Genomic DNA, 13,544 nt, shown 5'->3' with positions numbered 1-13,544 from the left:
CTCCTTCGCGGACCTCACCCGCGCAGACACGCGGGCACGCGATCGCCCCGGCCGCCCAGGGGCGCCCTGTCACCAGCCGCGGGCGGCCCACTCCTCCAGGTGCGGCGCCTCCGCCTCGACCGTCGTCGTCCGGCCGTGTCCGGTGTGCACGACCGTCTCGCCCGGGAGGGTCAGCAGTCGGTCACCGATGGAGCCGATGATCGTGCCGAAGTCGCTGTACGAGCGCCCGGTCGCGCCGGGTCCTCCGGCGAACAGCGTGTCACCGCTGAACAGCGCACCCAGTTCGGGGGCGTACAGGCACACGGCACCCGGAGCGTGTCCGGGCGTGTGGAGCACACGCAGGCCGATGCCCGCCACCATGAGTTCGTCGCCGTCGACGAGTGGGCCGTCGGGCCGTCGGGCGGGGTGCACCATCTTCCACAGCACCTCGTCGTCGGGGTGCAGGAGGATGGACGAGCCAGTGGCCAGAGCGACGTCCGGTGCGGCGCGCACGTGATCGTCATGGGCGTGGGTGCACACGACGGCCGACAGGCGGCGGTCCCCGACGGCTTCCAGGACGGCGTCGGAGTCGTGCGCCGCGTCGATGACGACCACCTCGTCGTCGTCACCGATGATCCAGACGTTGTTGTCGACGTCCCAGGTACCGCCGTCGAGACTGAAGGTCCCGCTGGTGACGAGGTGTTCGATGCGCGGTGCGCCGGCCATCACAGCACCACCACCGAGCGCAGCACGTCGCCGCGGTGCATCTTCTCGAACGCCTCCTCCACATCGCCGAGGCCGATGGTCTCGGAGACGAAGGCGTCCAGGTCGAAGCGGCCCCCCAGGTACAGGTCGATGAGGGCCGGGAAGTCGCGCGAGGGCAGGCAGTCGCCGTACCAGCTGGACTTCAGCGAGCCGCCCCGCCCGAAGACGTCGAGCAGGGGCAGTTCCACCTTCATCTCCGGGGTGGGCACGCCGACCAGCACCACGGTGCCGGCCAGATCGCGGGCGTAGAAGGCCTGCCGGTACGTCTCGGGACGGCCGACCGCCTCCACGACGACGTCCACGCCGAAGCCGCCCGTCAGCTCGCGCACCGCTTCGACGACGTCGCCCTTGGCCCCGTCGACCGTGTGGGTGGCCCCCATGGCGATGGCCCGGTCCAGCTTGCGCTGGTCGATGTCGACGGCGATGACCTTGCTCGCCCCGGCCAGCCTCGCCCCCGCGACGGCGGCCATGCCGACGCCGCCGCAACCGATGACGGCGACGGAATCGCCCCGGCCGACGGTGCCGGTGTTCACGGCCGCGCCGAAGCCCGCCATGACGCCGCACCCGAGGAGTCCGGCTGCCGCCGCCGGGGCCGCCGGGTCCACCTTGGTGCACTGCCCGGCGGCGACGAGCGTCTTCTCCGCGAAGGCGCCGATGCCGAGTGCCGGTGAGAGCGGGGTCCCGTCGAGCAGCGTCATCGGTTGTGTGGCGTTGTGGGTGGCGAAGCAGTACCAGGGTTTGCCCTTGCTGCAAGCCCGGCACTGGCCGCACACCGCACGCCAGTTGAGGATGACGAAGTCGCCGGGCTCCACGCCGGTGACTCCCTCTCCGACCGCCTCGACGCGACCTGCCGCCTCGTGTCCCAGAAGGAAGGGGAAGTCGTCGTTGATCCCGCCCTCGCGGTAGTGGAGATCGGTATGACAGACGCCGCAGGCCTCGACCTTGACCAGCGCCTCACCCGGACCCGGATCCGGGACGACGATCGTTTCCACGGAGACCGGTGCGCCCTTCTTCCGGGCGACGACGGCACGAACCTCGTGAGCCATGAGCTGCTCCTCAAGCGGGATACCCTCGCGAGTGCGTTGCCTCATTCGATACACGCACCGCTATACGCAACCGAGCATCGTGGAGAAGCACGCCGAGGGTCAAGAGGTTGACACCAACCGGTCGGCTGGGCCGGCTCCGCCGGAACGAAGGGGGCTCACCAAAGGCGCGCAGGAGCGACCGCACCCTTCGGGCCCTCCGGGGATGCGCCCCTCACGAGACGCACGCACCGCAGGCGGCGTCTTCTCCGAGATGTCCGCGACGCGGATGCGCTCCTCCGGCGCCTCGATCGGCGCCCCGTTCGCCTCGGTCGCGGCGGGCGCGCCCGCGACGCTGATCGCCACCGCCCTGTTGGCCGACTGCGGCAGCTCCACGCCGATCGCCCTGTACGTCATCGCCGCCGTGCTCACGGTCGTAGCGGTGGGGCTGGCGAGGAGACCCGTCACCGAGACCGGGCCGATGTCGCTCCGGCCATCGAGCCGGGAGCCGACCGGACGAGCGCCACCGTGGAGGACGCCCGCACCGTCTGACCTGGAACCGCGTTCTGCGGCCCGCGTACGTCCGGGCGTAAAGGGGTCAGTGCTGTGCCGGCGCCGACAACCGCTGCAGGCGCAGGGCGAGCTGGATCTCCAGGGCGCGGGCCGGGCTCTGCCAGTCGTCGCCGAGGAGGCGGCCGACACGGTCCAGGCGCTGGGCGACCGTGTTCACATGGACGTGCAGCTCGTCCTTGGTGCGGGCGGGGCTCATGCCGCACGCGAAGTACGCGTCGAGGGTGCGCAGCAGTTCCGTGCCGCGTCGCCGGTCGTAGGCGACGACCGGGCCGATGGTGCGGTCGACGAATCCCGGAATGTCCCGGTCGCCGGCCAGGAGCAGTCCCAGGAAGCCGAAGTCCTCGGCGGCGGCCCCGTCGCCGCAACGGCCGAGGACGCGCAGGGCTTCGAGGCAGCGCCGGGCCTCCGCGTAGGCCGTGGCCACGGTCTCCGGGCGGAGGGCGAGGTCGTCGGCGGGTGCGGAGGCGCCGACGGTGACCGGTGCGTGGACGGCGGTGCCCAGGTGCCGGGCGGCGCGGCGGGCCAGGCCGGTCGCCGTGTCCCCGGGGCCGAGGGGCAGCAGCAGGACGGTGCCCCCGTCACGCGCGGCGGACAGGCCGTGCCGGGTGGCGGCCAGGTGGGAGGCGGCCGCTGCCAGGCGTCTGCGGGCGTCCGCCTCCTGGTCGGCATCGGCCGCGCCGCCCTCCGGCTGTGCGGCCAGCACCACATGGAGCGCGTCGAGGTCGGCGTGGAGGCGGGCCGCACGCTCCCGCAGCAGGCGCGGATCGCGGTCGCGGGCGTCGAGCAGGTCGTCCAGCAGCTCGCCGCGCACGCGCTGTTCGGCCTCCGCCGCGGATCTGCGGGCCAGGAGCAGCAGGGAGGTGACCATGGCGGCACGCTCCAGGGTGCGCTGGTCGACGGGGTCGAGTCCCGGGTGGCCGCGCAGCACCAGTGCGCCGAGCAGTTCACCGCCGGCGGTGACGGCCGCGATCCAGTCGTCCTCGTACCGCACCGCGTGGCCCTCCGCGCGGGACGTCTCCAGCGCCCCGGCGGGGGCGGCGGTGGGCTCGGCGAACCGGACCGTGCCGTCGAGGATCTCGGAGACCGCGACGGCCACGTCGTGCACCCCGCCGCCGCGCAGGACGAGTGCGGCCAGCCGGTCGTGCACGTCGGACGCGCGTTCGATGGCGCCGCTGCGGTCCCGGATGATCTCGTTGGCCCGCTCCAGGCCTGCGAGCGCCGACCGGGTCTCGGCGAGCAGGTTGGCGGTGTCGATGGCGGCCGCGGCGAGGGCGGCGAACGAACCGAGCAGGGCGATCTGCTCCCGCTCGAAGACCCGGGCGCGGCGGTCCGCGGCGAAGAGCACGCCGATGACGTGGTGCCCGAGCGTCAGCGGCACCCCCAGGATGGCCACCAGCCCCTCGTCCCGCACGCCCGCGTCGATGGTGAGCGTGTGCTGGAAACGGTCGTCCTTGAAGTAGTCGTCGGTGACATAGGGGCGCGCGGTCTGGGCGACCAGGCCGCCCAGCCCCTCCCCCATGCCCAGCCGCAGCTGCTGGAACCGGGCCGCGACGGAGCCCTCGGTGACCCGCATGTAGGTGTCGCCGCGCTCGGTGTCGTGCAGGCTGAGGTAGGCGACGTCCGTGCCCAGCAGTGAACGGGCGCGCTGCACGATCGCCTGGAGTACGGCGTCGAGGTCGCGCAGCCCTGCGAGGTCGTGGGCGGTCTCGAACAGCGCGGACAGCTCGGCCTCGCGCCGACGCCGCCCCTCCAGCTCGGCGCGCACGCGCAGGGCGAGCGGCTTGGCCTGCCGGAGCGCGGCGATCCACTCCGCCGGGCGCCCCTCGGCACGCGCGAGCAGCTCCGGCTGCTCGTAGGCCTCGGCCGACGCGCCCCTGGCCAGGAGCTCGAGGAACGGCATCTCGGCGGACTGCACATGATCGCTGGACATGCTCACAGGATTCACCATGACCGGGCCGTCCCGTCAGCCCTGTGGACAACTCCCCGGGGCCACGGAAGCGGCGGCTCAGTGGGCGGTCCAGCCACCGTCGAGCACGAGCGAGGTGCCGCTCACGAAGGACGCCTGCGGACCGCACAGATACGCCACCGCCTCGGCGACCTCCTCCGGTTCGATGAGCCGCTTGACGGCGCTGTCCTGCAGCAGCACCTCGGTCAGGACCCGCTCCTCGGGGATGCCGTGCGCCTGCGCCTGGTCGGCGAGCTGCTTCTCGACCAGGGGCGTGCGCACATAGGCGGGGTTCACACAGTTCGACGTGACTCCGTGGGGCGCGCCTTCGAGGGCGGTGGTCTTGGACAATCCCTCCAGACCATGTTTGGCGGCCACATAGGCCGACTTGTAGGCCGAGGCGCGCAGCCCATGGACGGACGACACGTTCACGATGCGGCCCCACCCCTGCCCGTACATGTGGGGCAGGGCCCCGCGGATGAGCCGGAACGGCGCTTCCAGCATCACGGTGAGCACCGTGTGGAACACGTCGGGCGGGAACTCCTCGATGGGGCACACCAGTTGGATCCCGGCGTTGTTGACCAGGACGTCCGTGCCCGCGGCGGCGAGTTCGGCGGCGTCCAGGTCGGTGAGGTCGAGGACGTGCGGCTCCACCGTGCCGGCGAGGCCGCGCCCCCGTTCGGCCAGTGCCTCGAGGCCCGTGGCGTCCCGGTCGACGGCTCTCACCTCGGCCCCGGCGGCCGCGAGCCGCAGTGCGCAGGCTCGGCCGATGCCGCCGGCGGCGCCGGTGACGAGCGCGGTGCGTCCGCCCAGGTCGAGCGGGGAGGCGTGGGGGGCCAGATGGGCACGGGGCGCGGTCATGGTTCGACCCTAGGCAGCACCCCTGCCCCGCCCCATATGGTCAGGCCCCATAGTTCAGCCCAAGGCAGTGGGGTCGAACCATGTGGGGGCGTCCGTCAGGGCCTGCTTGATCCGGAGCAGCCCGAACTCGTTCAGCTCGGGCAGGGCGTCGACGTCGAACCAGGCCACGTCCAGCGACTCGTCGTCGTTGACCCGCGCCTCACCGCCGACGGCCCGGCAGCGGAAAGTGATGTCCATGTACTGGCAGGTGTCGCCGTTCTCGTACGTGACCGGGTCCAGGGCCTGGACGACGACGACCCTTTCGGCAACGCAGCGCACGGCCGTCTCCTCGTGGACCTCCCGCACCGCGCAGGCCGCGGGCTGCTCCCCCGGGTCCGGGATGCCGCCGATCACGGACCACTTGCGGGTGTCGGCCCGGCGGTTGAGCAGCACTCTGCCCTCGTCGTCGAAGACGAGGGCGGTGACCCCGGGGAGCCAGAGCAGCTGATGACCGGCGGAGGCACGCAGGGTGCGGATGAAGTCGGGAGTAGCCATGCCGTCGACCCTAATGGGCCCCTTTCGGCGGCTCGGCGCGCTTCAGGTGGCGTCCGACCGGCGTACGGCTACACGTCACCGGCGCGTCGTCCGCGCAGCCCGGTGGCGACGGCCCAGCCGAGTCCGCCGGCCGCGACCAGCACGAGGGCGATCTCCGGGAGGATGCCGAGCCGGGTGGCGGGGGTCTGCGAGGACCGCAGCGGCACCTTCTGCACCAGGGAGTCGGCGACGAACATGCCGGTCTTCTGGGTGACCCTCCCGTCCGGCATGATGATCGCGCTGACACCGCTGGTCACCGGCACCGTGACGGTCCGGCTGTGCTCGACCGCGCGCACGCGGGACATGGCGAGCTGCTGGTAGGTCATCTCGCTGCGGTCGAAGGTGGCGTTGTTGCTGGGCACGGAGATCATCTGGGCGCCGTCGGTGACCTCGGAGCGCACGGTCCAGTCGAAGGCGGCCTCATAGCAGGTGACGAGTCCGACCTTGGCGCCGCCCATGGTGAACACGCCCGGTTCTGTGCCGCGGCTGAAGTCCTGGCGGACCATCGCGGTCCAGTTCTTGTTGATCGCGCCGACGACCGAGCGCAGCGGCAGGTACTCGCCGAACGGCTGGATCTGGCGCTTGTCGTAGATGTCGACGGGGCCCTTCGCCGGGTCCCACAGGATCTGCTCGTTGTACAGCCGGCCGTCCCGCTCGACGACGCCACCGACCGAGATGGGTACGCCGATGGACCGGGCCGCGGTCTCGATGACGGCGCGGGCGTCGAGGTTGGCGAAGGGGTCGATGTCGGAGGAGTTCTCCGGCCACAGCACGAAGTCGGGCCGCTCGGCCTTGTCGGCCCTGACCTCGGCGGCCAGGCGTTCCGTCTCGCGCGCGTGGTAGTCGAGGACGGCGCGTCGCTGGGAGTTGAAGTCGAGGCCGGCGCGGGGCACGTTGCCCTGGATCAGCGCGACGGTGGCGGTGCCGGCCTGGGCCGTGTCGCTGACCAGCGGCCGGGCCGCGACGGCGCCCACGACCGGGACGGCAAGGCTCAACAGGCCCACGGCCGCCGCTGCGCGCCGCACCTCACCGGTCCGCCGCCACCGCACGGCCGACCGGGCGGCTTCGTACAGTCCGAAGCCGCTCAGGACCACCGCGAAGCCGAGCACCGGGGTGCCGCCCACCGCGGCGAGCGGCAGGAACACGCCGTCCGCCTGCCCGAACGCGATCTTTCCCCAGGGGAAGCCACTGAAGGGCGCACGCGCGCGTGCCGCCTCGCCGGCGATCCACACGGCGGCCGCCCACACCGGCCAAGCGGGCAGCTTCGACACCGCCGCCACACCCACGCCGACCACGGCGATGAAGAGGGCCTCGATCGCCACCAGGGCGAGCCACGGTCCCGGCCCCACCTCCACTCCGGTCCACACCAGCAGCGGCAGCAGGAAGCCGAGGCCGAAGAGGTAGCCGAGGCCCAGTGCCGCCTTCCAGCCGCGGCCACGCAGCACCCAGCCGAAGACGGCCAAGGCCGGCAGGGCCAGCCACCACAGTGTGCGGGGCGGGAAGGAGACGTAGAGGAGCAGGCCGGAGAGCGCGGCTGCGGCGGCCGGAAGGAGACGCACGAGCCGCTCGGCCCAGGTCCGCGCCGCGGGCGCGATCCGCGGCTCCAGCTGGTCCGACTCGCCGACGGAGGTTGCTGTGACGGTCACTCCCGGAGTCTAAGGCGCGTGACCTCGGGGCGGACAGCGCGGTGTGCGGGGCGGACTCCCTGTTCATTTCGTCACGGCACATCCCCAAACTCTTCACCAGCCGTTACGGTGTGCCAAGCCTCAGTCGTACGGCCCGTCGGGCCCGTTCCGGCCGAGGTCTTCACAGGTCGGGGCACGGGGCGCCGGGGGGCGGGCGGGTGGGTTCCAAAGGGGTGACGTCCTCATCCGGGACGGACGCGGACGGCGAGAGACGAATCGTTTCCGACGCGGCCGGTGTCGTGGTGCTGGGGGCCTGCGCCGGCTGGTCACTGATCACGGCGGCCGTGCACGACGGCAGGCCCGAGGGGGTGCTTCTGGCGGTGCTGGCCGTGGCCGCCGGGTATGCCGCCGGGCGGATCAGCGGGGCGCTGCTGCCGGTCGGAGCACCCTTGGCCGGAGCGCTGGCCGGGATCGCGCTGACCGTGGCCGTTCCGCACCTCGCTCCGGGCCCGCAGATCGCCGCGCCCCTGGGGCATGCCGGGGGGACCGCCGCCGTACTGACGCTGTCGGCCGGTGCCGCCTGCTGCGCGGCCTGGGCCGCGCCGGTCCCGGCCGTGCGGTTCGCCCTGCGGCTGCTGGCCGCCGCGATCGCGGCCCTGGCGGCCGTGCTCGGCTCGACCGGTGGCTTCGTGACCTGTCTCGCGGTGCTGTTGTGCTCGCTGGTCGCCGGCCGCACCCGTCACCGGGGCGCCGCGATGGCCGTACTGGCGGCCATCGCGGCCCTGGTGGCCGGTGTGATCTGGGCGATCGCCGCGCGTGCCGTGCCGGGCGGCCTCGTGGCCGCGCTGGAGGGGCGGCTGACGCCGCGCCGCGTCCGGCTGTGGCGTGAGGCGTGGCAACTGGTGGGCGAGGACACCGCCCTGGGAGCCGGCCCCGGCCGCTTCGGGGAGCTGAGCGCGACATCCGCCCAGTCACTGCTGTCCGACGGCAAGCCCCACTCGGCACCCCTGCAGCAGGCGGCCGAACAGGGCACCGTCGGTGTGCTCCTGCTGGCGGCGGCGTTCTGCTGGATTTTGTACGCACTGTGGCGCGGCCCGCGTCCGACCCCCGTGGCGCTCACCGCGGGCGCGGCCCTGACGGCGCTCGCCGCCATCGCCGCGATCGGCAACGCGCTGAGCTTCACCGCGGTGTCGATGGGAGCGGGTCTGCTGGCGGGCATGGCCACGGCGCGCCCCCTGGAACCGTCGAGCCGCGCTGCGCAGACACCCGCGCGCGGGGCGAACCGCACCGCTGCGTGGTGACGGCGCACCGCCGCGTGCCGACCGGCCGGCATCCGGTCTCCGACGACGGCCGTGCCGCGACCCGGCGGTCACAGTCGGTGATCACCGCCGTCGATCACCGCCGGTGACGAGTGCCCGGTGACTCAGTGCGCGGGGGCGCCCGGCTTGGTGGGCCGCAGGCACCGCCGGTGACGAGCGCCCGGTGACTCAGTGCGCGGGGGCGCCCGGCTTGGTGGGCCGCAGGCGTGCCTCGATCACCCGCACGGCCGCCTCCGCGTCGTCCACGGTGATCGTGAAGGTGTGCCCGTCCCACAGCTCCAGCTCGACGCCCTCCCCCCGCCGTACGACCACCGCGGTGCCCTTCTCGGGCCGCCACCGGTAACCCCAGCCGCCCCAGTGGCGGGGGGTGACGTGGGAGATGTAGGTCGCGCCGACCACCTGGGAGAGCGGGATACGGCGGCGGGGCACGCCGATGTGGCCGCAGCGCACTTCGAGGTGCTCCTGGTCGACCCGCAGGGCGACGTGTACGAAGGCGAGGGTTCCGAAGAGGACCAGCAGCCCGGCGGCGATGCACCCGACGACGGCCATGACGAGCGGGGCGATGCCGGACTTCCAGGCCGAGTCGACGGCCAGCTCGATGCCCAGCGCCATGCAGGCGGCGCCCACGAGCGCCAGCAGCCACTGCACCCGGTTGGTGGCACGGCCGGTCCACACGTCCGAGTGCGGGTGGGGGGCGTTCTCGCCGTGGCGGTGGTCCCTCATGTCTTTGAGGGTACTCAGGATTCCCTCCGCTGGTATCTCGTGGCGGAGCGTGACTGCGCCGGCCGGGCGTCGGGCTGCCCCGGGGCGACGATGACCGTCGGTGACGGGTTTTGGTCAGCCGGCGGGCGTGACCGCCTGCAGCAGGCGCCCCTCGGCGTACGCCAGCGCGGGGGCGGGCAACGCGCCCTCGCGTCCGCTGAGCAGCACGGTGAGCGTGCCGTGCGGTGTGGCTCCGGGCGCGGGCTGCTCGCCGAGCCGGCGCAGGGCCTGGGCGGCCACGGCACCCGCCGAGCCGTGCAGCACGAGCGGCGGCCGGCCGGGACGCTGGACGGCGGTCCGGATGCGCTCGGCGACCAGTTCGTAGTGGGTGCAGCCCAGCACGACGGTCGTCACCTCGTCCGGGGTGAGGGCGGCGGCCGCGGACACGGCCGCGTCGATCGCCGCCTCGTCCGCGTGTTCCACGGCCTCGGCGAGCCCCCAGCACGGCACCTCGGTGACGGGCACGCCGCCGGCGAAGTTTTGGATCAGGTCCCGCTGGTAGGGGCTGCCGGTGGTGGCCGGGGTGGCCCAGATGGCGAGGTGCCCGCCACCGGCCGCGGCCGGTTTGATCGCCGGGACGGTGCCGACGACCGGGAGTCCCGGTTCGAGGCGGGCACGCAGGGCGGTGAGCGCGTGCACGGTCGCGGTGTTGCACCCGACGATCAGGGCGTCGGGGCGGCGCGCGGCGGCGGCTTCGGCGACGGCCAGGGCACGCCGGGTCAGGTCCTGCGGGGTGCGCGGGCCCCACGGCATGCCGTCGGGGTCGAGGGAGAGCACGAGATCGGCGTCGGGGCGCAGCCGCCGTACCGCGGCGGTGGCCGCCAGCAGACCGATTCCGGAGTCCATGAGCGCGATCTTCACCCGATCACGATAGACGATGAGCGGTCCCGGACAGGTCCGGTGGGGCAGACTGCGCGCGTGAGCGCCGTTGTGTGGACTGCCGCTGGATCACTGCTCGCCTGGCTGTGGCTGCTGCTGTGCCAGGGCTTCTTCTGGCGCACCGATGTGCGACTGCCTTCGCGCGAGGAGCCGGACGCGTGGCCGACCGTGTGCGTCGTCGTCCCCGCGCGCGACGAGGCGGCCGTGCTGCCCGCCGCGCTGCCGTCGCTGCTCGTCCAGGACTATCCCGGCCGGGCGGAGATCTTCCTCGTCGACGACGGCAGTTCGGACGGCACCGGTGATCTGGCGCGTGAGCTGGCGCGCCGGCACGGTGGGCTGCCGCTGACCGTGGGCTCGCCGGGCGAGCCTCCGGCGGGCTGGACCGGCAAGCTGTGGGCGGTGCGCCACGGCATCGGCCTGGCACGCGCGCGTGAGCCCGAGTACCTCCTCCTGACCGACGCCGACATCGCGCACGCGCCGGACAGTCTGCGGGAACTGGTGACGGCGGCGCGTTCGGGAGGGTTCGACGTCGTCTCCCAGATGGCCCGGCTGCGGGTGGAGAGCGTGTGGGAGCGGCTCGTCGTGCCGGCGTTCGTCTACTTCTTCGCGCAGCTCTACCCCTTCCGCCGGATCGGCAAGGAGGGCCGGACGGCGGCCGCGGCCGGGGGCTGCGTCCTGCTGCGGGCGGATGCGGCCGAGAGGGCGCGGATCCCGGACGCGATCCGGCACGCCGTGATCGACGACGTGGCGCTCGCCCGGGCCGTCAAGCGCGGCGGCGGGCGCGTCTGGCTGGGGCTCGCCGAGCGGGTGGACAGCGTGCGGCCCTATCCGCGGCTGCACGACCTGTGGCGCATGGTCTCGCGCAGCGCGTACGCCCAGTTGCGGCACAGCCCCCTGCTGCTGGCCGGGGCGGTCGCCGGGCTGGCGCTGGTGTACCTGGTCCCGCCCGTGGCCGTCCTGGCCGGCCTCGCCGCCGGCAGCACCCCGGCGGCGGTCCTCGGCGGTCTCGCATGGCTCGTCATGGCGGGGACGTACGTCCCGATGCTCCGTCACTACCGGCAGCCGTTGTGGCTCGCTCCCCTGCTGCCGTTCACCGCGTTCCTCTATCTCCTCATGACGGTCGACTCGGCGGTGCAGCACTACCGGGGGCGCGGTGCGGCCTGGAAGGGCCGCACCTACGCCCGTCCGGACGCCGTGCCCGACGAGGGCTGACGGCGGCCGGGCTCGGTCACTTCCGGCCGGGGGTCCAGTTCATGCCCCACCCGTAGGCGTGGTCGACGGTCCGCTGCGGGCTCACCCCACGGTCGGGCACCAGGTAGCGCGCCTCCCGCTGGACGACCAGATCGCCGCCGCTGTTGGTGATCAGGGCGAGCGCGCACACGAGCGAGGGGACCGTGCACTCGTCGAGGGAGAACTCGATCGGCGCCCCGAACTGGGGCTGGAGCGTCACCGACGCGTTCAGGTCGGCGAAGGAGCGGGCGCCTTCGTAGATGGTGACGAAGACGAGGATCCGCCGGAACGCCTCCTTGTGGTCGAGGTTGACGGTGAGGTTCTCACCCGTCGACACGGCGCCGGTGCGGTCGTCGCCGTCGAGGTGGATGTACGGCGGCTGGTGCAGCGCCCCGAAGCTGTTGCCGAGGGCCTGTACGACGCCCTTGCTGCCGTCGTCGAGTTCGTACAGCGCGCACAGGTCGAGGTCGAGGTCGGCGTGCATGGCGGTCGGGCGTGCGAGCTTGCTGCTCCACCCCGAGAACTGCTTGCGCACCTGCCAGTTGAGGTTCACGTGCAGCGTGCCGGAGGTTCCGCCCTGCTTCGTGAGCGAAACGGAAGGGGCCGCCTTGGTGAGCGTCACCTTGGTGAGGCGGACGGGCGCGGGCGGCGCGGCGGGCGGGGGCGGGGCCGCGGGCCGGGGCGCCGGCGGGGGCGTGTGCGCGGCGGACGGTGTGGCGGGGGGAGGCGCCGGAGCCATGGCCGGTGCCGGGGCCGCCTGCTGCGGTTCGTCCACCGTGATGCCGTAGTCCGTCGCCAGCCCTTCGAGTCCGCTGCTGTAGCCCTGGCCGACGGCGCGGAACTTCCAGGCGCCCTGGCGGCGGTAGAACTCGCCCAGCACGAAAGCGGTTTCGGTGGTGGCGCCCGGGTTGTCGAAACGGGCCACCGCCGTGCCCTGGGCGGCGTCCTGGACCTCGATGTACAGGTCGGGGACCTGCCCGAAGGGGCCGCCGTCGGACGAGGCGGCCAGGACGACCGTCTCGATCGCGGGCTCCACGCGCGCGAGGTCGACGAGGAGCGTGTCGGTCACCCTGCCGCCGGCGGTGCGCTTGCCCTCGTGCCGGATGGCACCGGAGGAGTGCGCGGGCTGGTTGTAGAAGACGAAGTCCGCGTCCGAGCGGACCTTTCCGCTTACCAGCAGCAAAGCGGAGGCGTCGGCGTCCGGCACTCCGGGGCCGGTCCGCCATCCCAATTCCACCCGCAGCGCCGCGGCGGGCACCGGAGTATTTGAACCTTTCAGCATTTGCATGTCCGCCCCCATCGAGTGTCACCGCGCCAGGCCCGCCCCGGCCGTCCGTCCGGCTCCGTCCGCACAACCTATTCCTTGCCGCGGCGAAGTCCCATGCATGAGCGACCGGAAGCCCGAGCGCCACCGCCGGTAACCCGCCCGGAACTCGGCAATTACACGATCAAGCCCTCGTTCGCCGCCCCTTTTTGCCGAGTTCGCTCGCATTGGGGATCCCGGGTCACTGCGAACACGGAAAACAACCCTCTTATCGGTCTCCCCAACCAGCACATCGTGGGCTTAACTTATTGCCATGACCTCCCCCCGCTCCACCTATGGCGGCGGCTACTACTCCGCCTCCTTCCCGGACACCCCGATCTACGACAAGCTCGTCGCCGAGCGGGGCACCCCGCAGATCGCCCCGATCCGGGTCCCCGCTCAGTACGACATGCCGGGTGGCAACCTGCCCGCCCTCCCGTCGGCGCTGCCCGCCCTTCCGGCAGCTCCTTCCCAGCCCCTCTACGGCTATCCGCAGGCGCAGCAGCCCGCACCACTGCAACAGGCGCCCGCGGCGTACATCCCGCAGCAGGCCACCGCTCCGCGCGGCTACCCCGGCCCTCAGCCGCAGCAGCCGCGTCCGGCGGCCCCCGCCGGCTACGAGGCGATGCGCCCCGCGGCTCCCCGGCCGGCCCCGGCCGCCTACCAGGACCCGTACAACAGCCAGCAGTACCGCGGGTACTGAGCCGC

General features: G+C 73.1%; 12 protein-coding genes and 1 pseudogene. 4 read left to right on the top strand and 9 right to left on the bottom strand.

Annotated elements, in window-relative coordinates:
- Positions 1-69: 69 nt before the first annotated feature.
- Positions 70-705, bottom strand: coding sequence for an MBL fold metallo-hydrolase (locus tag ACIQHQ_RS23270; RefSeq protein WP_402614407.1), 636 nt, complete (start codon positions 703-705; stop codon positions 70-72).
- On the bottom strand, positions 705-1,790 hold the full coding sequence (locus ACIQHQ_RS23265) for an S-(hydroxymethyl)mycothiol dehydrogenase (RefSeq protein ID WP_402614404.1): 1,086 nt from the start codon (positions 1,788-1,790) through the stop codon (positions 705-707). Before ACIQHQ_RS23265 ends, ACIQHQ_RS23270 begins: the two co-directional genes overlap by 1 nt.
- A gap of 221 nt (positions 1,791-2,011) precedes the next feature.
- On the opposite strand from ACIQHQ_RS23265, the pseudogene ACIQHQ_RS23260 reads away from it, so the two are divergent.
- A pseudogene (locus ACIQHQ_RS23260) lies at positions 2,012-2,318 on the top strand (MFS transporter); the annotation flags it as partial.
- 46 nt (positions 2,319-2,364) lie between these two features.
- Here ACIQHQ_RS23260 and ACIQHQ_RS23255 read toward each other — a convergent pair.
- From ACIQHQ_RS23255 to lnt, 4 genes are all read right to left on the bottom strand, one after another.
- On the bottom strand, positions 2,365-4,269 hold the full coding sequence (locus tag ACIQHQ_RS23255; RefSeq protein WP_402614401.1) for a helix-turn-helix domain-containing protein: 1,905 nt from the start codon (positions 4,267-4,269) through the stop codon (positions 2,365-2,367).
- Positions 4,270-4,344: 75 nt separating this feature from the next.
- Positions 4,345-5,145, bottom strand: a complete 801-nt coding sequence (locus ACIQHQ_RS23250; RefSeq protein ID WP_402614398.1) for a 3-hydroxybutyrate dehydrogenase — start codon at positions 5,143-5,145, stop codon at positions 4,345-4,347.
- Positions 5,146-5,199: 54 nt separating this feature from the next.
- A complete protein-coding gene (locus tag ACIQHQ_RS23245; RefSeq protein WP_402614395.1) occupies positions 5,200-5,679 on the bottom strand; it encodes an NUDIX hydrolase in 480 nt (159 codons plus the stop codon).
- 68 nt (positions 5,680-5,747) lie between these two features.
- Positions 5,748-7,364 carry an apolipoprotein N-acyltransferase gene (lnt, locus tag ACIQHQ_RS23240; protein WP_402614392.1) on the bottom strand — a complete coding sequence of 539 codons (1,617 nt, stop codon included), beginning with the start codon at positions 7,362-7,364 and terminating at the stop codon, positions 5,748-5,750.
- A gap of 212 nt (positions 7,365-7,576) precedes the next feature.
- Here lnt and ACIQHQ_RS23235 point away from each other — a divergent pair, with 212 nt between their 5' ends.
- Positions 7,577-8,644, top strand: a complete 1,068-nt coding sequence (locus ACIQHQ_RS23235) for an O-antigen ligase family protein (RefSeq protein WP_402614389.1) — start codon at positions 7,577-7,579, stop codon at positions 8,642-8,644.
- A gap of 186 nt (positions 8,645-8,830) precedes the next feature.
- On the opposite strand, the gene ACIQHQ_RS23230 is transcribed toward ACIQHQ_RS23235, so the two are convergent.
- On the bottom strand, positions 8,831-9,385 hold the full coding sequence (locus ACIQHQ_RS23230) for a hypothetical protein (RefSeq protein ID WP_402614386.1): 555 nt from the start codon (positions 9,383-9,385) through the stop codon (positions 8,831-8,833).
- Between the two features lie 114 nt (positions 9,386-9,499).
- Entirely contained in the window at positions 9,500-10,285 is a 786-nt protein-coding gene (locus ACIQHQ_RS23225; RefSeq protein WP_402614383.1) for a glutamate racemase, read from the bottom strand.
- Positions 10,286-10,324: 39 nt separating this feature from the next.
- Between ACIQHQ_RS23225 and ACIQHQ_RS23220 the strand changes: the two genes are divergently transcribed.
- A complete protein-coding gene (locus ACIQHQ_RS23220; protein WP_402614380.1) occupies positions 10,325-11,515 on the top strand; it encodes a glycosyltransferase in 1,191 nt (396 codons plus the stop codon).
- 16 nt (positions 11,516-11,531) lie between these two features.
- Here ACIQHQ_RS23220 and ACIQHQ_RS23215 read toward each other — a convergent pair whose 3' ends face one another.
- On the bottom strand, positions 11,532-12,815 hold the full coding sequence (locus ACIQHQ_RS23215; RefSeq protein WP_402614546.1) for a TerD family protein: 1,284 nt from the start codon (positions 12,813-12,815) through the stop codon (positions 11,532-11,534).
- A 295-nt stretch (positions 12,816-13,110) separates the two neighbouring features.
- On the opposite strand from ACIQHQ_RS23215, the gene ACIQHQ_RS23210 reads away from it, so the two are divergent.
- Positions 13,111-13,539 carry a DUF6643 family protein gene (locus ACIQHQ_RS23210; protein WP_402614377.1) on the top strand — a complete coding sequence of 143 codons (429 nt, stop codon included), beginning with the start codon at positions 13,111-13,113 and terminating at the stop codon, positions 13,537-13,539.
- The last annotated feature ends 5 nt before the right edge of the window (positions 13,540-13,544 follow it).

This window comes from Streptomyces sp. NPDC092370, assembly GCF_044755265.1.
In the GTDB taxonomy this organism is placed as follows: Bacteria; Actinomycetota; Actinomycetes; order Streptomycetales; family Streptomycetaceae; genus Streptomyces.
The sequence above is the reverse complement of the archived record's forward strand: the minus strand, read 5'-3'. Positions and strand labels throughout refer to the sequence as shown.